The organism is Roseicyclus marinus (genome assembly GCF_030163795.1).
GTDB classification, from domain to species: Bacteria; Pseudomonadota; Alphaproteobacteria; order Rhodobacterales; family Rhodobacteraceae; genus Roseicyclus; species Roseicyclus marinus.
This window is the reverse complement of record NZ_JASJOF010000003.1, coordinates 65,950-83,895: the sequence shown is the minus strand read 5'-3', so window position 1 is coordinate 83,895 and position 17,946 is coordinate 65,950. Positions and strand designations below refer to the sequence as shown.

Here is a 17,946-nt window from a genome sequence, read left to right as displayed (position 1 = left end):
TCCTTCGCAGTCACGCGCCGCTATCCAATCTTCTGATGTCGCATGTCCGGGGAGCGCAAAACCGGTTCCCACTTTTGCGCGATATGCTCTACTCCGCAGGGGCGCTTTTGCGCAGGAGTGGGGCGGTGGCCTCGTCCGGGAGCCCTTCGCGCGAGAGCAGCACGGCGACGGGGCGCAGGCCGGGGACGTGGCTGGCCACGATCATCACCGCGACCATGATCGGCACCGACAGGAACATCCCCGCGATGCCCCAGACTGCCCCCCAAAACGCCAGCGACACGATGATCCCGAAGGTCGAGAGCCTGAGCGTCCGGCCCATCAGCCATGGGTCGATGATGTTGCCGTTGATGAACTGGATCACGAAGAGCGCGAAGAAATAGGCCAGCGTCGGCCCCGGTTCGCCCAGCTGCACATGGGCCACCAGCACGGCCAGAACGGTGGCCACGATGGAGCCGATGTTGGGGATGTAGTTGAGGATGAAGGTCAGGACGCCGATGGCCACGGCCAGTTCCAGCCCCACCAGAACGCTGACACCATAGGCCATCAGCCCGGTGATCGCGCTGACCACGGTTTTGACGAGCAGGTAATAGTTCACCCGTCCCATGATCGCGCCGATGATGCGCTGGGCCTGCTGGGCGCGGGCGGCATCGCCCCCCATCAGGCTGGTCAGTTTCACGTCGAACCAGAGCCGTTCGGCAAAGAGGAAGCCGACGAAGAGGATGACGAGAACCGTGCCCTGCATCAGCCCGCCCGCCTGCCCCGCGACAGTGCGCAGGTAGCCCGAGACGTCGATGCTGCCCATCGCGTTCTGGATCGCGGTTTCGACCTCGGGGCCCATCCAGGCGAAGAGATCGGCCACCGCCCCCGGCGCGCGTTCGGTATAGGTGAGCGTCGTCGAGAGCACGGTGTTGACCTGCGAGAGAACCAGCGAGCTGAGCATGAAAAGCCCGGTCGAGATCAGGAGCACGGCGGCGAGGCTCGCCAGCCAGTTGGGGATGCGCAGCGGCCCGACCTTGAGCCGGGAGATGTAGCTGATCGCATCGCTGGTCAGGCTGAAGACGATGATCGCCACGGCGAGCGAGGTCAGCATGAAGCGCGCCTGCACCAGAAGGAACAGGATCACCGCCGCGGCGATGATGACAAGCGCCCCGGTCTGGAGACGCTGGCGCGCGCTGCTGTCGCCCTGCGGCGTGGGCTGGTCTGGATGATCGATCAAGGGTCTGTCCCGGAGGTTGCATCTGCAAGCTTGGGCGGAACGGCGGATAATCTCAAGGGCTTGGATAGGGTCTTGGCGCGGTTGTCTGGCGGCCATCGGGGCGCTAGGTCAGGACGGGACACAAGCCGCGAGAGGATTTGCCCCATGCTGACCGTGATTTCGCCTGCCAAGCGTCTGGACTGGGCCGAGCGGGACATCGCCATGACCGAACCGCGTTTCGCAGGCGATGCAGTGCATCTGGCGGGTGTGGCGCGGGGGTTGAGCGAGGCGGAGCTGGGCAAGTTGATGGATATCTCGCCCAGCCTTGCCAAGCTGAACGCCGAACGGTTTCGCGATTTCGACGCGGCGGAGGCGGATGTGCGGCCTGCGGCGCTTGCCTTTGCCGGTGACACCTACCAGGGGTTGGAGGCGGCGAGCCTTGACGCCGAGGATCTGCGGTTCGCGCAGGAGCGGTTGCGGATCTTGTCGGGGCTTTACGGGGTTTTGCGCCCGCTGGATGCGATCCGGCAATACCGGCTGGAGATGGGGAGCCGGTTGCAAAACGACATGGGGCCGAATCTCCATGCCTATTGGGGTGACAGGATCGCGGAGGCGCTGGCCGAGGATGCCCGCAGCCTTGGCACCGATGTGCTTATCAATTGCGCCTCGGTCGAGTATTTCACGGCGGCCGACCGCGCGGCGCTGGGCCTGCGGGTGATCACGCCGCAATTTCTGGAGGACAAGCCGACGGGTCCCAAGATCGTCAGTTTCTACGCCAAGAAGGCGCGGGGCGCGATGGCGCGGTTCATCATCGAGCGGCGGCTGACCGACCCTGAAAGCATTCTGGAGTTCGATCTGGGCGGCTATGCCCATGCGCCCGAATTGAGCGAACCGGGCAAGCCCGCATTCCTGCGGAGCGAGGCGGCGGCGCAGAACGCCGCCTAGAGCGCGTCGCGTTCATGCGCATTCACGCGCCGCTCTCTAACCTTCTGATGTCGCATGTCCGGGGAGCGCAAAACCAATTCCCATTTTTGCGCGACATGATCTAGCCCGCGGCGGGCGACCCGAGAAAGGCCGTCGACAGCGACATGGCGAGCAGGACGAAGGTCATGAAGCCCAACGTCTTGCGTTCGGCGCGATCTTCGTCCGAGCGGAGCCAATGGCCGGCTTGGGCGATGAATTGACCGGGACCCGGAAAGGTTGTGCCGGTCTGATCCGCCGCGCGGGCGCGCAAGAGGAACAGGGTACGGAACATCAGCCCCGCCCATGCGATGAAGACGAGGCCCTGAAGGACAAGCTGGATGATCTGTCCGGTGCTCATGAATCGTCCTTTCGACGCAACCTGAGGATGCACCATAGCGCGGAGCCGCCGAAGAAGGCAGTCCCGATGATCGCGATTTCCAGCGACGCGATGCCGCCGATCCCGTTGAAGGCATAGGCCCCGATCAGGAGCGCAAGACCGGCAAGGCTGATGGCGAGGCGGAGTTTCACCTCGCCGCGTGTGGGGCCGAATTTGCTCATCCCTTTTCCGGCGTTCCGTCGCCGCCGTCGGGGCGCAGCGTGCCGTCGCCCCCGCTGGGGCGCAGTGATCCGTCGAATTTCTTTTCGAGCGAGGTCCAGCAGTCGATGTAATCGTCCTGAAGCGGGGCCTCGTGCGCGGCGAAGGCGGTCAGGTGCTGGGGAAAGCGGGTTTCGAACATGAAGGACATGGTGTTTTCGAGCTTGTGGGGTTTCAGCTCGGCATTGGTGGCTTTCTCGAAGGCGTCGCGGTCGGGGCCGTGGGGCAGCATCATGTTGTGAAGCGACAGCCCGCCCGGGACGAAGCCCTTCGGTTTGGCGTCATACTGGCCGTAGATGTTGCCCATAAGCTCGGACATGACGTTCTTGTGGTACCACGGCGGGCGGAAGGTGTTTTCGGCCACGAGCCAGCGTTCGCGGAACAGGACAAAATCGATATTGGCCGTGCCCGGCTGGCCCGAAGGGGCGGTCAGCACGGTGAAGATCGACGGATCGGGATGGTCGAAGAGGATCGCGCCGACCGGGCAATAGGTGGTCAGGTCGTATTTGCAGGGCGCGTAATTGCCGTGCCACGCCACCACGTCGAGCGGGGATTGGGCGATTTCGGTCCGGTGGAATTGTCCGCACCATTTGACGGTGAGGGTGGAGGGAACCTCGCGGTCCTCGAAGGCGGCGACGGGGGTTTTGAAATCGCGGGGATTGGCCATGCAATTCGCGCCGATGGGGCCACGGCCCGGAAGCTCGAATTTCTGGCCGTAATTCTCGCAGACGAAGCCGCGGGCGGGGCCGTCGATGAGTTCGACGCGGTAGACGAGGCCACGGGGGAGGATGGCGATTTCTTGCGGGGCGAGGTCGATCACGCCCAGTTCGGTCAGGAAGCGCAGGCGGCCCTGTTGGGGGACGACGAGCAATTCACTGTCGGCGGAATAGAAGTAATCGTCCACCATGGAGGCGGTGACGAGATAGATGTGGGAGGCCATGCCCACCTGAGTGTTCACGTCGCCCGCCGTGGTCATGGTGCGCATGCCGGTAAGCCAGGTCAGAGCGTCGGAGGAATGGGGAACAGCATCCCAGCGGTATTGGCCGAGGCTGATCACATCGGGGTCGATGTGGGGCGCGGTTTTCCAGTAGGGCAGCGCGATCTTTTCGTAGCGGCGCGAGTGCTTCACCGAAGGCCGGATGCGGTAGCACCATGTGCGTTCGGGCCGCGTGGCGGTGAAGGCGGTGCCCGACAGCTGTTCGCCGTAAAGGCCATAGGCGCATTTCTGGGGGCTGTTCATGCCCTGCGGCAGGGCACCGGTCAGCGCCTCGGTCTCGAAATCATTGCCGAAGCCGGGCATGTAGCCCTGATGCGGGCCGGTTGGCCCTTGGGCCTGCACCATCGGGCGGGGGGTGCTTTGGTCGGTCATGTCGAGCCTCCGTCATCTGGGAGGGACATGGCACAGGAACGTTGCAATTGCAACGTTGGGGGCGAAAACGCGAAACGCCGCGCTGGTGAGGGCGCGGCGTTCGGGAGTTTCGGGGCGGACCGGATCAGATGCCGAGGAAGGGCTGCGCGATCCGGGGCAGGAGGCCGTTGAACTTGAGCCGCCCATCGGTCGCGATGAGGCAGATGCAATCCTCGCCCGGTTCGGCGACGGGGGTATGATCGACCTCTTGGTCGGCCACCTCGATATCGCCGCGGGCATAGACGCCATCGTCGTCGCGGAAGGCGCCCTGAAGAACCAAAGTCATCTCGAGACCCCGGTGGGAGTGCTGCGGCATGGCCTGACCGGCGGGAATGCAGATCAGGCGGGCCGTCGCATCGCCATCGGAATAGATCACGGATTGCCGCGCGCCGAGGCCGATGCTGCGCCATTTCACGGCATCGGCGTCCCCGCCGACCATGCGGCGGAGCGGTTCGGGGAAGATGCCCTGTGCGGGCGGGGTGCGGCGCGTCGGCTTCATGCCGGCGATCCGGGCCATGGTCTGTTCCAGACTGTCGGACGCGATGGGCGCCTCGTCCATGTCGTCGAGCATCGCGCCGCCGACCGCCTCGAACCCGGCAAGACGCGCGCGGGCGTCGTCGCTGAGGGAAACGTGGGTCGCAACCACGAGATCGAACGCCTGCGGCAGCACGCCGGCGGCGTAGCTCATCAGCAGGTTATCGGGAATATTGTGGCGAATGGTCTGCATTCGTCGCCTTTCTCAGGTCATTGCGTGGCGCAACCTTTCCAGCGCCAACCTAATGCGGGACTTGATCGTGCCAAGGGGCAATCCGGTTTCTGCCGCGATTTCACTGTGGGTGAGGTCGCCGAAATACGCCCTTTCGATCAATTGCCGCTGTTTTTCGGGAAGCGTGCGGATCGCATCCGCCAGCTTGGTCGTCTCTTGTTGCAGGGCGAGGATATCGGCCTGGTCGGGTGATTCTTCCGGACCCCAGGGCAATTCCTCGGGTTCGGGGCGGGCGTAGCGGCGCAACAGGTCGATCTTGCGGTTGCGTGCGATGGTGAAAATCCACGTCGACACGGCGGCCCGCGAAGGGTCGTAGAGATGCGCCTTGTTCCAGAGCGTGGCCATCACGTCCTGCATACATTCCTCGGCCAGGGCCTCGTCGGCCCCGGATTTCATCAAGAAAGCCTTTACCCGCGGTGCGAAGTGACGAAACACCTCGGCAAAGGCAGCCTGATCCTGTGAGCGTGCGATGGCGGCAATCCTGTCCGCCCATTGCACGTCGATGGTGTCTTGTGCTGTCACCGCCTCACGCCGCCTTTCACGCTCGAACGCCATCGCCCGCGCCGCGGGGGCGACGGTCTGGCCTTCGGCTGTATGGTCCGCACGGTCGTTCGACAACAGCATACCTTCGTTACGTCGATTGCCCTAGACCGGATCAAAAATAAATTCTTTGATCTGTACAGGGTTGCGTTTCGTAAGCCTGACAAAGCGCCACATTCGCAACCGAAGGAACGACCGACAGATGCCATTCGAACAGCCGGCCCACGCGCCGAAACGCATTGCCGTGATCGGCGCAGGGATTTCCGGCATGGGAGCGGCCTATCATCTGGCCGACAGCCATTCCGTCACCCTGTTCGAGGCCGAGGGGCGGCTGGGCGGCCATGCGCGGACCGTCATCGCGGGCAAGCGTGGAGACCAACCCGTGGATACCGGGTTCATCGTGTTCAACAACGTGAACTATCCGCACATGGTCAAGCTGTTCCACGAGCTGGAAGTGCCGGTCGCCCCGTCGGACATGAGTTTCGCCGCCTCCATCGGCGGTGGGCGAATCGAATACGGGCTGAAAAGCCTGAACGCGCTGTTCGCGCAGAAATCGAACCTTGTCCGGCCGGGGTTCCTGCGGATGGTGCGCGACCTGATGCGGTTCAACGCGCAGGCCGAGGCGGTGGCGACCGACAGCACGATCACGCTGGGCGAGTTGATGGACCAGATGGGCATGGGCCAATGGTTCCGCGACTATTACCTGACGCCGATTTCCGGCGCGATCTGGTCGACGCCGAAGGAAGAGATCATGGATTTCCCGGCGCAGGCGCTGGTGCGGTTTTTCCGCAACCACCACCTGTTGCAGGCGACCGGGCAGCACCAGTGGTACACCGTCCGGGGCGGGTCCATCGAATATGTCTGCCGCCTGGAGCGTGCGATGCGGGCCAAGGGCGTGGATATCCGGCTGGCGAGCCCCATCGAGGCGGTCAAGCGCGGGCCGAACGGCGTGGACATCTTGCATGGTGGCGATTGGGAAGGGTTCGACGAGGTGGTTTTCGCCACCCATTCCGATGACAGCCTGCGGATGCTGGCCGACCCGACCCCGCAGGAAAGCGCGGCCCTGGGGGCGGTGCGCTACCAACCCAATACCGCCGTCCTGCATGCCGATCCGCGCGCCATGCCGCAGCGGCGTGTGACGTGGTCGTCGTGGAACTACACCGAGCGGGCGGGCCACGAGGGCGGACCCATCGATCTGACCTATTGGATGAACTGCCTGCAACCGATCCCGGAAAGCGATCCGTTGTTCGTGACGCTGAACAGCCGCGCGCCCATCGACGAGAAATTGATCTATGACACGGCGGAATTCCGTCACCCGGTCTATGATCTGGCCGCATTGGCCGCGCAGGGCAGTGTCCGCGCGATGAACGGCCAGAACAACACGTGGTTCTGCGGGGCATGGATGAAGAACGGGTTCCACGAGGATGGATATTCGAGCGCCATCGACGTGGTGAACGCCATGGCGGAACGGGATCGGGCGGCGCTGGCTGCATGAGCGCGGTCGACCATATCGCGGGGTCGACCTTTCACGGGCGGCGTGGGGCGGTGGAGAATGCTTTCACCTATTCCATCGACTACGTGATGCTGGATGCCGAGGAGGCGCGGCCGCGCGCGCCGTGGCTGTTCGGGCGCAACCGGGCGGGGCTGACCGCGCTGCACGATGCCGACCACGGCGGGCCGCCGAAAGCGGGGCGCGGCGCGCCTTGGGCGCGGGAGGTGCTGGCGGCGCATGGTCTGGCGGGCGTGACGGGGGGTAAGCTGATGCTGCTCGCGCAGCCGCGGATGCTGGGCCATGTGTTCAACCCGGTGTCGTTCTGGCTGGCGCATGACGCGGCGGGGGCGATGCGGGCGGTGATCGCGGAGGTGACGAATACCTTTGGCGATAGGCATTCCTATCTGTGTGCGCGCGAGGATCGGGAGCCGATCACCCGCGAGGACGTGTTGAGCGCGCAGAAGATCATGCATGTCTCGCCCTTTCAGCCCATCGCGGGGGGCTACACGTTCCGGTTCGACATCCGGGCGGACCGGGTGGGCATCTGGATCGATTATTCCACCGGGAACGAGGGCGTTCTGGCGACCTTGACGGGGCGGCGCGCGGCCCTGACCACGCTTGGCATCCTGCGCTCCGCGCTGCGCCGTCCCTTGGGGGCGCGGCGGGTTCTGGCGCTGATCCATTGGCAGGCGCTGAAGCTGTGGTGGAAAGGGGCGCGCTATCGCGTGCGTCCGGAACCGCCCGAGCGCGAAGTGTCCTGAGTATGGCATCCGTGCCATCGCGACCGGGTTACGCGGTGTTCGCGGGCATGTTGGCGGCCGCTGGCCTGCCGATCTACATTCACGCGCCCAAGGTCTATGTCGACAGCTATGGCGTGAGCCTTGGTGCGCTGGCGGGTGTGTTGTTCGTGCTGCGTCTGTTCGACGTGGTGCAGGATCCGGGCCTTGGCTGGTTGGCGCAGCGGTTGCGGCAGCGGCGCGGGCTGGCGGTGGCGGGGGGTGTCGCGGTTCTGGCGGGATCGATGCTGGGGCTGTTCGCCGTCGCGCCACCGATCGCGCCTGTCTGGTGGTTTGCGTTGATGATGACGGGGCTTTTCTCGAGCTTTTCGTTCCTGACGATCTGCATGTATGCCCAAGGCGTCGCGGCGGCCCCACGATTGGGCGAACAGGGCTATCTGAACCTTGCCGCGTGGCGGGAGACCGGGGCGCTTTTGGGGGTGTGTATCGCCGCCGTCGCGCCGACGGTTCTGGATGCGACGGGCGATCCCTATGGCAATTTCGCGCTGGGCTTTGCCGGGGTTTGCGCGCTGGCCCTGTGGCTGATGCGCAGGGATTGGAGCGGCGCCGGGCCAGTCGCGGGCGAGGGCGGTTTCGGCGTGGTTCTGGCCGATCCGGTGGCGCGGCGCTTGTTGATCGTGGCGTTGATGAATGCGGCGCCTGTCGCCGTCTCGTCCACCTTGTTCCTGTTCTATGTGGAAAGCGTGCTGGAGGCGCCGGGGTGGGAAGGGCCGCTCTTGCTGCTGTTCTTTCTGGCGGCGGCGGGGTCCGCGCCGGTCTGGACGCGGCTGGCGGCGCGGTTCGGGGCGCGGGCGATGCTGCTGTCGGCCATGGCGCTGGCGATTGTGTCCTTTTCGCTGGTTCTGGGGTTGGGGCCGGGGGATACGATCCTGTTCGCGGTGATCTGCCTTGCCTCGGGCGCGGCGTTGGGGGCGGATTTCGCGCTGTTGCCCGCGCTGTTTTCGCGGCGGCTGGAGGAGATCGCGCCGGAAGCCGCGGCGGGGTTCGGGCTTTGGGCTTTCGTGTCCAAGCTGACGCTCGCCTTTGCGGCGGTGGTTTTGTTGCCCGCGCTGGAGGCGGCCGGGTTCGTGTCGGGCGGGCAAAGCCCGCAAGGCGCGCTGGACCTTTTGACATGGCTTTACGCGCTGGTGCCTTGCGTCCTGAAACTGGGCGCGATGGCGGTGCTGGCGACCACGGCGCTGCCCGGGGACGGGCGGCGCAGAGCGACCTGAAAGGAGACGAGATGCGGGACTGGAACGGGAAACGCTACTGGCTGGTCGGAGCCTCGGAGGGATTGGGCCGGGCGCTGGCCATGAAGATGAGCCGGGCGGGCGCGGAATTGGTGCTGTCGGCGCGGTCGGCGGAGCGGTTGCAGGATCTGGCGGCGGAATTGCCGGGGCGCGCGACGGTCGTGACCATCGATATCGCGGACCGCGAGAGCGTGAAGGCAGCCCGCGCCGAGGTGGGCGAGATCGACGGGATGATCTTTCTGGCGGGGGCCTATTGGCCGCTGTCGGCCAAGAATTGGGATGCCGAAGCGGTCGAGACCATGTTCGACGTGAACCTGACCGGGGCCGCGCGGGTGCTGGGCGAAGTGGTGCCGGGGTTCGTCGAACGGGACCGGGGCCACATCGTGTTGACCGGAAGCCTGTCCGGGTTCCGCGGATTGCCCGGCGCCATCGGCTATGCGGCCTCGAAGGCGGGGCTTTATTCGCTGGCCGAATCGATCGACGGCGATCTGAAGGACACGGGCGTCGAGGTGCAGCTGGTGAACCCCGGCTTCATCAAGACGCGGCTGACCGACAAGAACGAGTTCAAGATGCCGTTCATCATGGAGCCGGAGGCCGCGGCCGACGTGTTCTTCGAACACATGACGGCGGGGGGATTCGTGCGGAGTTTTCCGACGCTCTTCAGCCTCGTGTTCCGGTTGAGCGCCTTTTTGCCCCACGGGATCTATCGGCGGCTGTTCTTCTGAAACCTCCCGGCGGTTTGCGGCAGATCAAGGACCGGGCCGGTGTGGTCATGTCCTATGGTCGCCACAGGACCGCGAGGAGGATGGGCGCGATGGATATCCCGGCAAGCATTGTGGCGCAGGTGATCTTGATGGGTCACGAGATCGAACGGGCGGAGGGCGAATTGCGCGCCTTCATCGAGGGCATGACCGAGGATGCGCGGGCCGAACTGGTCGCCATCTACTGGATCGGTCGGGGCAGTTTCGAGGTCGAGGATTGGGCCGAGGCGGTGGCGACCGCCCGCGCGGAGGCCACGACACCGACCGCCGATTATTTGCTCGGCAGTCCCCATTTCGCCGATCACCTCGAGGCGGGGGCGGAGGCCATGGGGCTGGATGTGGCCGGCGCGGAAGACGACCTCATGTGAGCCGCCCGGGCGGCCGGCGTAGGATTTCCGTATTTGGGGGAAGATGAAGCCGGGGGTGCGGGGGTTCAGTATTCCGTGCGGGCGTGGAGCCGGTCGGGCGTGTCCAGATGGGGCGTCGCATTGAAGCCCGAGAGGATCTGCGCCTCGGGCAGGACCATCACGCGGTGGATCGAGCAATTGCGGATCGGCACGAGCAGATGGGCCATGCGCGCGATGTCGAGGTCGAGGAGGTGGCGCGCCATCATGCCGATCACGCCGCCCGAGGTGACGCAGAGCACCCGGCGGCCCGGGCGGGCGGCGATGGTCAGCATCTCGGCCACGCGGGATTCGAAAGAGAGATAGCTTTCGTTGCCCTGGATCTCGGCGCGCTGCCAGGCCGTCATCACGTCGGTGATGTGATGGACGAAGTTTTCGGGCGTGGTGGGGGACGTGCCGTTGCGGGCGGCATGGGCCTGGGTCAGGTTGAAGTAATCCAGTTCATTCAGGCGGGCGTCGACCTCGGGCTGGGCGCCCATGTCGCCCATGGCCGCCAGCGTTTCGCGGTGCCGGCGGAGCGAGCCGGTCAGGACCCGGTCGAAGGGCGCGTCATGGGTTCGCAACCAGTCGCCCAACCAGCGCGCCTGCTGGTGGCCGAGGTCGGAGAGACGGTCGTAGCCGTCTTCGTCCTGGGCTGCGGAATTCGCCTGTCCGTGACGGACCAGCACCAATTCGCCCATGTTCCAGTCTCCTTGCTGCCCGTGCGCCCGGGTGATGGGGGATAGGACGGGCAGGCGCAACCCCGGCTGGACGGGGCGAGACATGCGTGATTGAAACATTGCATGAGCAAAATTCCCGTCGATCCCGCCCGTTTCCTGTCCGATCTTCACCAGCTGCGCCGCTTTGGGGGCGATGAGGCCACCAAGGGCGTGCGCCGCCGCGCCCTGACCGAGGCCGATATCGCCGCGCGCGATTGGCTGGCGGAGCGGATGCGGGAGGCGGGGCTGGAGGCGCGGATCGACCCGCTTGGCAATGTTTTTGGTCTGGCGGAGGGGCGGTCGCTTTTGCTGGGGTCGCATTCGGACACGCAACCCGAAGGCGGATGGCTGGACGGCGCGCTGGGCGTGATTGCCGCCTTGGAGATCGCGCGGGCGGCGCGGGAAGCGGGCGGGCCGCCGATTTCGGTCGTGAGTTTCGAGGATGAAGAGGGCCGTTTCGGCGCACTGACCGGCAGTTCGGTCTGGGCGGGCAAGCTGTCCTTGGAGGATGCCGACCGGTTGGTGGCGACCGATGGGACGGGATTTGCGCAGGCGCGGGCCGGTTTGGGCGAGAGGGTCGGGGATTTCGTCGACCCCGCGCGGTTCAGCGGGTTCCTCGAGATGCATATCGAACAGGGGCCGGTTCTGGATCAGGCGGAAGAGGCGATCGGCGTGGTGACGGGGATCGTGGGATTGCGGCAGGTGCAGGTCACCGTGCGCGGTCAGCAGAACCACGCGGGCACGACGCCGATGGCGCATCGCAAGGATGCCTTTACGGTGGCGGCCCGGATCGCGACGGCCCTGCCGGATCGCTTTGCCAATATCGTGACGCCGCAATCGGTCTGGACCATCGGGCATATCGTGCTGCACCCCGGGGCGTCATCGGTGGTGCCGGGGCGGGCGGAGTTTTCGCTGCAATGGCGCGATATCGATGCCGATCGGCTGGACCGGATGGAAGCGGCGATCATGGGGTTGTTGCAGGATGTGGCCGCCGAAAGCGGCTGCGCGGTGACGACCGAGCGGTTGCGCCATGATCTGGCACCGATGCCGATGGATCCCGGGATGCAGGCGGCGCTGTCGGCGGCGGCGGAGGCGGTCGCGCCGGGACGGTGGCGGGCCATGCCCTCGGGCGCGTTGCATGACGCGTCGAACCTTGCGGGGTTGATGCCGGTGGGGATGCTGTTTGTCCCCTCCATCGGGGGGATTTCCCACGATTTCGCGGAGGATACGGCGGAGGCCGATCTGGTCACCGGGTTGCAGGTTCTGGCGGAGGCGGCGGCGCGGTTGGGGTGAGGATGAAAAGACCGGACCCTTGTCTTTGAGGCACCCTATCGGCAACCTTTCCTCATGGCGAACGCGGTCTTTATCCAGAATCCGGACTCTATTTATTCAGACCTTCCCGGTCTTAGGTACAATTTCCCCTCAACCTACGTGAACATGGTGCGTGAGACGGTTGGCGACTGGGTTGTCTTCTATGAAAGTAAGCAAGGTGCCTTTGGTTACGTCAGTGCTCAAAAGGTTGTAGACCTTGTAGATGACCCAAAGCGGAAAGGCTGGTATTTCGCTGAGCTTGATCCGAGCACCTTATTGCAGTTTGAGACACCGGTGCCTCGTGTGGACAAGCAGGGGCAGACCTATGAACGCAGGTTGATGGGTGCTGATGGCCGACCTTACTCCGGGGGCCTCAACACATCAGCTGTGCGGCGGATTAGCCCAAAGGAATTTGCTGCCATCGTGGAGGCCGGATTGGCTGAAACCGAAGGCCCCGATGCCTTGCCGCGCAGCCCCGTCGTCGGGTTTGCCGAGGTACAGGCTCCCTATGGCGACGCCCCTTTGGCCGCCGGGCGGGTGCGCCTCTTGTCTGATCGTGCCTATCGTGACGCGGCCTTCGCGCGGATGGTGAAAGCTGCCTATGGCGGAGTCTGCGCCATCTCGGGCCTGAGTTTGCGCAATGGTGGCGGGCGGGCCGAAGTGCAGGCCGCCCATATCAGGCCGGTGGGCGACAGCGGTCCGGATATCGTGCCGAATGGTTTGGCCTTGTCTGGAACGCTTCACTGGATGTTCGACCGAGGTCTGATTTCTGTTGCTGAGGATCACAGCATTCTCGTCTCGCACAACAAAGTCGATCTGGCGACCGTCGACCGATTGCTCCATCCGAGCCGAAAATTGATCCTGCCGAGATCCCGACGTGATCATCCGCACCCCGACTATCTGCGTTACCACCGCGAAGAAGTGTTTGGGCGGGCAGCCTAAGTAGCAGGGGTTCACCCCCAGACCACATCCCCCAGGAAGATATACCCCGCGCCGTAGATCGTCTTGATCAGGCGGGGGTTTTTCGGGTCTTCGCCCAGCTTGGTGCGCAGCCGCGAGATGCGGACATCCATGGCGCGGTCGAAGCTTTCGCCGGCAGCGCCCCCCAAGCTTTCCTGCATCTGCTGGCGCGAGATCAGGCGTTTGGGCGCGTCGAGGAAAAGGCGCAGCACCTCGCCTTCGGCGTGGGAAAAGCTGGTCTCCCTGCCCGAGGCATCGACGAGCAGGTAGCGGTCGAAATGGGCGGTCCAGCCGTTGAAGCGGGCGGTGTCGAGGCTTTGGCCCGGGGCCTTGGGCGAGCGGAGGCGGGCGCGAATGCGGGCCACGACCTCGGCCGGATCGAAGGGTTTGATGATGTAATCGTCTGCCCCAAGCTCGAGCCCGGTCACGCGGTCCTGCACCTGCGCGCGGCCCGAGATGATGATGATCGCGGCGCCCGATTCGAGGGCGAGGCGGTGGACGAGCGCCAGCCCGTCGCGGTCGGGCAGGCCCAGATCGACGAGGCAGACATCGGGGGTGGAGCGGGCGAGTGCGGCCTCGAAATCGGCGGCGCGTCCGTAGGTGGCGGTGCGAAAGCCCGCTTCGGTCAGCGTGTCGGAGAGAAGCGCGCGGATCTGCGGCTCGTCGTCGAGGATGGCGACAAGGGGCTGGGTCATGCCGCGGCCTCCTGAAGGAAAAGGGCCTGAAGCATGGAGCCGTCCACGGGTTTTTGGAGCACGGGCCAGCGGAGCGCGCCGGTGGCGCGGCGGGGATCGGTGGCGGGGAGCGAGGTCATGAGGGCAAGCCGGAGCGCGGGCGCGCGGGCAGCGATGCGCGACAGGAGATCGACGCCATCGCCCGCGCCGAGGCGGATGTCGGACAGAACCCAGTCGATCCCGGGAATATCGGACAGGGCCAGCCCTTCGTCGGCGGTGGCGGCCTCGATCACCTGATGGCCGAGATCGGTGAGGGCGTCGCGGACCTGCGCGCGGATTTCGGGGGTATCTTCGACGAGGAGGATGAGGAGGGGGCGCGCCTCGGCCTCGGCGGGGCGAAGGGGCAGGCGGAGGGTGACGGCGGCGCCCCCTTGGGGGCGGTTTTCGAGCTTGAGCTGACCGCCGGCCAGTTTTGTCTGATCATAGACCATGGAAAGCCCGAGGCCCGAGCCGGCATCGCCCTTGGTGGTGAAGAACGGGTCGAGCGCGCGGGCGAGGGCGGCGGGCGAAAAGCCGGGGCCGGTGTCGGTGACGGTGATGTCGAGCCATGTGTCCTGCACGGCGGCGAGGCGGATGGCGATCTGTCCGGGGTGCGGGCCGATGGCGTCGCGGGCGTTGAGAACGAGGTTGAGGAGGCTGTCCTGCAAGCCGCCCGTGTCGAGCATGAGAGCGGGCGCGGCCACGTTATTGGTGAGCGTCAGGTCGATCTCGTGCGGCAGGGTGGCGCGGGCGAGCGGCGCGAGGGTGGCGAGGAAATCGGCAAGGCGTGTCGGCGCCTCGCGCGGGTCATGGGGGCCGGTCATGCGGGCGATCTTGTTCAGAAGGTCGCCCCCGCGCCGGGCGGCGGCACGGGTCGCGCCGGTCAGCTCGCGCGCGCCATCGGGCAGGGCGAGCCGGTCTAGCCGCCCCTGTAGCCCGAGGATGATCGTCAGCAGATTGGCGAAGTCATGCGCAAGGCCGCTGGTCAGCTGGGCGGCCAATTCGCGTTTGTGGGTCTGGGCCAGCGCCGCCTTGGCCTGCGTTTCCTCGGTCAGGTCGGTGGACAGGAGATAGACGCCGGTGATGGGGTCGCCCGCGCCTGTCTGGTCGGGGGTGAAGGCTGTGCGAATGCGCCGCCCGCTGTCGGTTTCGGTGAATTCCAGAACGCTTGCCTCGCCCGCCAGCGCCCGGGTGAGATGCGGGCGGAGGCGCAGCGCGGTGTGCATGCCCAGTGCCTGTTCGAACGTGAGGCCCACGATATCGCTTTGTCGACCGGGCAGGAGCGAGGACAGGCGGCGGTTGGTGTAGGTATAGACGCCGTCGCGGTCGACGCGGGCGATATGGGCGGGCGTCATTTCGGTGGTGAGGCGGGTGCGGGCCTCCATCTCGGTCAGTTCGGCCTTGGCTTCCTCGAGCTGGGCGATGGTGGCTTCGAGCGCGCGGTTGGTGGCGGCCAGTTCCTCGGTATAGGTCAGGACCTTTTCGGACAGTTCCTCGGACCGGGCGCGGAGCAATTCCTCCTGCCGCTTGATGGCGGTGATGTCGGTGTAAACGGTGACCCAGCCGCCTTCGGGGAGCGGCGAGCCCTCGACGCTGATCATGCGGCCATTGGCCCGGCGGCGTTCCATGTAATGGGGCTGGAAGGCGCGGGCCTGTTCCACGCGGGTGCCGATGAAGGTGTCGATATCGTCGATCTCGCCGTATTCGCCGGTTTCGACGAGGTAGCGGATCGTATCTTCGAAGGGCGCGCCGGGGGTGACGAGACGTTCGGGCAGGCCGAACATGGTCTGGAAGGGGCGGTTGCAGACCGCAAGGCGCAGATCGGCATCATAGATCGAGAGCGCCTGCTGGATCAGGTTCAACCCGGCGCGCGTCAGGTGATCGGTGCCTGTGCGTGGCAGCATCCTTGGCGTTCCTCCCCGCCCTGTCGTGGTCTTCATGGCTGACCGGGCGCGGGCGATCCGTCAAGCCGGGGCGGGGCTGTTGTTACAATTCGAAAGATTTGCGCAAAACTGGAGCAAAACTTGACCGACTTCCATGATGTGTCATCGTGGAGCGGTGCGGCCCTGCCCGCACATGGTGGACGCCGGGAAGAGGAGCCCGGCGAGGGGAGGATTGGTTTTGGCTCAGACAGACGCACCCGCGGGTGTTCCCAATTCCGTGCCCGCGCTATTGGCGCGGAACGTGGCGAACTTCGGTTCCAAGCCCGCCTATCGGGAAAAGGAATTCGGCATCTGGCAAAGCTGGAGCTGGGCCGAGGCTGCCGAGGAAATCGAGGCCATCGCGCTGGGTCTTTTGGCGCTGGGCGTTGACCGGGGCGATCATGTCGCCATCATCGGGCGCAACCGGCCCGCGCTTTATTGGTCGATGGTCGCGGCGCAGAAAGTGGGGGCGGTTCCCGTGCCGCTCTACCAGGACGCGGTGGCCGAAGAGATGGCCTATGTGCTGGAGCATTGTTTCGCGCGGTTCGTGATTTGCGGCGATCAGGAACAGGTCGACAAGGTTCTGGAGGTGCAGGAGCGCGTGCCCCAGATCGAGCATATCATCTATCAAGATTCGCGCGGCCTCAGGAAATACGATCACAGCAAGCTGCATTCGCTGACGAGCGTTCAGGCCGAAGGGCGCGGGGCGCAGGAGCGGCTTGGGCAGGAGCTGGCGGCGCGGCAGGCGGAGCTGGATTTCAACTCGACCTGCGTGATGCTCTATACCAGCGGCACGACCGGCAAGCCCAAGGGCGTGGTCCTGTCCAACCGCAACATCATCATGACCGCCAAGGCGTCGAGCGAGTTCGACGGGCTGCGCGCGGATGACGAGGTTCTGGCCTATCTGCCGATGGCATGGGTGGGCGATTTCATCTTTTCCATCGGTCAGGCCTATTGGACCGGGTTTTGCGTGAACTGTCCGGAATCGGCGGAAACGATGATGACCGATCTGCGCGAGATCGGGCCGACCTATTACTTTGCGCCGCCGCGCGTTTTCGAGACGCTGCTGACGCAGGTGATGATTCGGATGGAGGATGCGGGCGCGTTCAAGCGCAAGATGTTCCACCATTTCCTGGAGCACGCGAAGACGGTGGGGCCGCAACTGCTGGACGGCAAACAGGTCGGGCTGGTGGACCGGCTGAAATACGCCTTGGGCAATTTTCTGGTGATCGGGCCGCTCAAGAACACGCTGGGCCTGACGCGGATCCGGGTGGGCTACACGGCGGGTGAAGCCATCGGCCCCGAGATCTTCGATTTCTACCGGGCGCTGGGGATCAACCTCAAGCAGCTTTACGGACAGACGGAGGCGAGCGTCTTCATCACGCAGCAGCCCGATCACGAGGTGCGGCCCGATACGGTCGGCGTGCCCTCGCCCGGTGTGGAATTGCGCATCGCGGAGAATGGCGAGGTGTTCTACCGGAGCCCCGGCGTTTTCGTGGAATATTACAAGAACTCTGAGGCCACGGCCTCGACCAAGGATCCCGAAGGTTGGGTCGCCACGGGCGATGCCGGTTTCATCGAGGAAGGCACAGGCCACCTCAGGATCATCGACCGGGCCAAGGACGTGGGCAAGATGGCCGACGGCAGCCTGTTCGCGCCCAAATACGTCGAGAACAAGCTGAAATTCTTTCCCAACATCCTGGAAGCGGTGGTGTTCGGGAATGGCCGCGATTTCTGCACCGCCTTCATCAACATCGACCTGACGGCGGTGGGCAACTGGGCCGAGCGCAACAACATCGCCTATGGGTCCTATCAGGAACTGGCGGGGCACGAGCGGGTTCTGGCCATGATCCAGAGCCATGTCGAAGAGGTGAACCGCAGCGTTGCCGCCGACGAGATGCTGTCGGGCTGCCAGGTGCATCGCTTCCTCGTGCTGCACAAGGAACTGGATGCCGATGACGGCGAGTTGACCCGCACCCGCAAGGTGCGCCGCCGGATCATCGAGGAGAAATTCGCCGATCTGATCGACGCGCTCTATTCCGGCAAGGCCCAGCAATACACCGAGACGGAAGTGACCTACGAGGACGGGCGCAAGGGCAAGATCAGCGCGACGCTGGAATTGCGCGACGCGATGGTCGTGGGGGCTGCGGCCGAGACACGGGTGGCGGCGGAATGAGCGGCGCGCAGGGGGG

At 65.3% G+C, this 17,946-nt stretch carries 18 protein-coding genes; 9 read left to right on the top strand and 9 right to left on the bottom strand.

Annotated features, from left to right (window positions below; genetic code table 11):
- Positions 1-88: 88 nt before the first annotated feature.
- Complete coding sequence (locus QQK63_RS05460) at positions 89-1,216, bottom strand: AI-2E family transporter (protein WP_277825260.1); 1,128 nt, start codon at positions 1,214-1,216, stop codon at positions 89-91.
- Between the two features lie 144 nt (positions 1,217-1,360).
- On the opposite strand from QQK63_RS05460, the gene yaaA reads away from it, so the two are divergent.
- Positions 1,361-2,140 carry a peroxide stress protein YaaA gene (yaaA, locus tag QQK63_RS05455; protein ID WP_277825258.1) on the top strand — a complete coding sequence of 260 codons (780 nt, stop codon included), beginning with the start codon at positions 1,361-1,363 and terminating at the stop codon, positions 2,138-2,140.
- 100 nt (positions 2,141-2,240) lie between these two features.
- On the opposite strand, the gene QQK63_RS05450 is transcribed toward yaaA, so the two are convergent.
- From QQK63_RS05450 to QQK63_RS05430, 5 genes are all read right to left on the bottom strand, one after another.
- The gene (locus QQK63_RS05450) at positions 2,241-2,516 is read right to left on the bottom strand and encodes a hypothetical protein (protein WP_277825256.1); all 276 of its coding nucleotides are present in this window, start codon (positions 2,514-2,516) and stop codon (positions 2,241-2,243) included.
- A complete protein-coding gene (locus tag QQK63_RS05445; RefSeq protein WP_277825254.1) occupies positions 2,513-2,716 on the bottom strand; it encodes a hypothetical protein in 204 nt (67 codons plus the stop codon). Before QQK63_RS05445 ends, QQK63_RS05450 begins: the two co-directional genes overlap by 4 nt.
- On the bottom strand, positions 2,713-4,122 hold the full coding sequence (hmgA, locus tag QQK63_RS05440; protein ID WP_377133859.1) for a homogentisate 1,2-dioxygenase: 1,410 nt from the start codon (positions 4,120-4,122) through the stop codon (positions 2,713-2,715). The genes QQK63_RS05445 and hmgA overlap by 4 nt, the downstream gene beginning before the upstream one ends.
- Before the next feature lie 124 nt (positions 4,123-4,246).
- Positions 4,247-4,888 carry a ChrR family anti-sigma-E factor gene (locus tag QQK63_RS05435; protein WP_277825252.1) on the bottom strand — a complete coding sequence of 214 codons (642 nt, stop codon included), beginning with the start codon at positions 4,886-4,888 and terminating at the stop codon, positions 4,247-4,249.
- A 12-nt stretch (positions 4,889-4,900) separates the two neighbouring features.
- A complete protein-coding gene (locus QQK63_RS05430) occupies positions 4,901-5,551 on the bottom strand; it encodes a sigma-70 family RNA polymerase sigma factor (protein WP_277825249.1) in 651 nt (216 codons plus the stop codon).
- A gap of 118 nt (positions 5,552-5,669) precedes the next feature.
- Between QQK63_RS05430 and QQK63_RS05425 the strand changes: the two genes are divergently transcribed.
- The 5 genes from QQK63_RS05425 (at position 5,670) to QQK63_RS05405 (ending at position 10,114) form a co-directional block, all read left to right on the top strand.
- Entirely contained in the window at positions 5,670-6,962 is a 1,293-nt protein-coding gene (locus tag QQK63_RS05425) for an NAD(P)/FAD-dependent oxidoreductase (protein ID WP_277825247.1), read from the top strand.
- Positions 6,959-7,720, top strand: coding sequence for a DUF1365 domain-containing protein (locus QQK63_RS05420; protein ID WP_277825245.1), 762 nt, complete (start codon positions 6,959-6,961; stop codon positions 7,718-7,720). Before QQK63_RS05425 ends, QQK63_RS05420 begins: the two co-directional genes overlap by 4 nt.
- Before the next feature lie 2 nt (positions 7,721-7,722).
- Positions 7,723-8,967: an MFS transporter gene (locus tag QQK63_RS05415; RefSeq protein WP_277825243.1), complete on the top strand. Its 1,245-nt coding sequence runs from the start codon at positions 7,723-7,725 to the stop codon at positions 8,965-8,967.
- An 11-nt stretch (positions 8,968-8,978) separates the two neighbouring features.
- Positions 8,979-9,710 carry an SDR family NAD(P)-dependent oxidoreductase gene (locus QQK63_RS05410; protein ID WP_277825241.1) on the top strand — a complete coding sequence of 244 codons (732 nt, stop codon included), beginning with the start codon at positions 8,979-8,981 and terminating at the stop codon, positions 9,708-9,710.
- Between the two features lie 89 nt (positions 9,711-9,799).
- Positions 9,800-10,114 carry a DUF3775 domain-containing protein gene (locus tag QQK63_RS05405; RefSeq protein WP_277825239.1) on the top strand — a complete coding sequence of 105 codons (315 nt, stop codon included), beginning with the start codon at positions 9,800-9,802 and terminating at the stop codon, positions 10,112-10,114.
- A gap of 65 nt (positions 10,115-10,179) precedes the next feature.
- On the opposite strand, the gene QQK63_RS05400 is transcribed toward QQK63_RS05405, so the two are convergent.
- The gene (locus tag QQK63_RS05400) at positions 10,180-10,830 is read right to left on the bottom strand and encodes a histidine phosphatase family protein (RefSeq protein ID WP_277825237.1); all 651 of its coding nucleotides are present in this window, start codon (positions 10,828-10,830) and stop codon (positions 10,180-10,182) included.
- Between the two features lie 102 nt (positions 10,831-10,932).
- Here QQK63_RS05400 and QQK63_RS05395 point away from each other — a divergent pair, with 102 nt between their 5' ends.
- Positions 10,933-12,141, top strand: a complete 1,209-nt coding sequence (locus QQK63_RS05395; RefSeq protein ID WP_277825235.1) for a hydantoinase/carbamoylase family amidase — start codon at positions 10,933-10,935, stop codon at positions 12,139-12,141.
- Positions 12,142-12,195: 54 nt separating this feature from the next.
- The gene (locus QQK63_RS05390; protein ID WP_277825233.1) at positions 12,196-13,101 is read left to right on the top strand and encodes an HNH endonuclease; all 906 of its coding nucleotides are present in this window, start codon (positions 12,196-12,198) and stop codon (positions 13,099-13,101) included.
- Between the two features lie 11 nt (positions 13,102-13,112).
- Here QQK63_RS05390 and QQK63_RS05385 read toward each other — a convergent pair whose 3' ends face one another.
- Together QQK63_RS05385 and QQK63_RS05380 are read right to left on the bottom strand one after the other, a co-directional pair.
- Positions 13,113-13,814, bottom strand: coding sequence for a response regulator transcription factor (locus QQK63_RS05385; RefSeq protein WP_277825231.1), 702 nt, complete (start codon positions 13,812-13,814; stop codon positions 13,113-13,115).
- Complete coding sequence (locus QQK63_RS05380) at positions 13,811-15,736, bottom strand: PAS-domain containing protein (RefSeq protein WP_277825229.1); 1,926 nt, start codon at positions 15,734-15,736, stop codon at positions 13,811-13,813. The genes QQK63_RS05385 and QQK63_RS05380 overlap by 4 nt, the downstream gene beginning before the upstream one ends.
- Before the next feature lie 217 nt (positions 15,737-15,953).
- Here QQK63_RS05380 and QQK63_RS05375 point away from each other — a divergent pair, with 217 nt between their 5' ends.
- Positions 15,954-17,930, top strand: a complete 1,977-nt coding sequence (locus QQK63_RS05375) for an AMP-binding protein (RefSeq protein WP_277825227.1) — start codon at positions 15,954-15,956, stop codon at positions 17,928-17,930.
- The last annotated feature ends 16 nt before the right edge of the window (positions 17,931-17,946 follow it).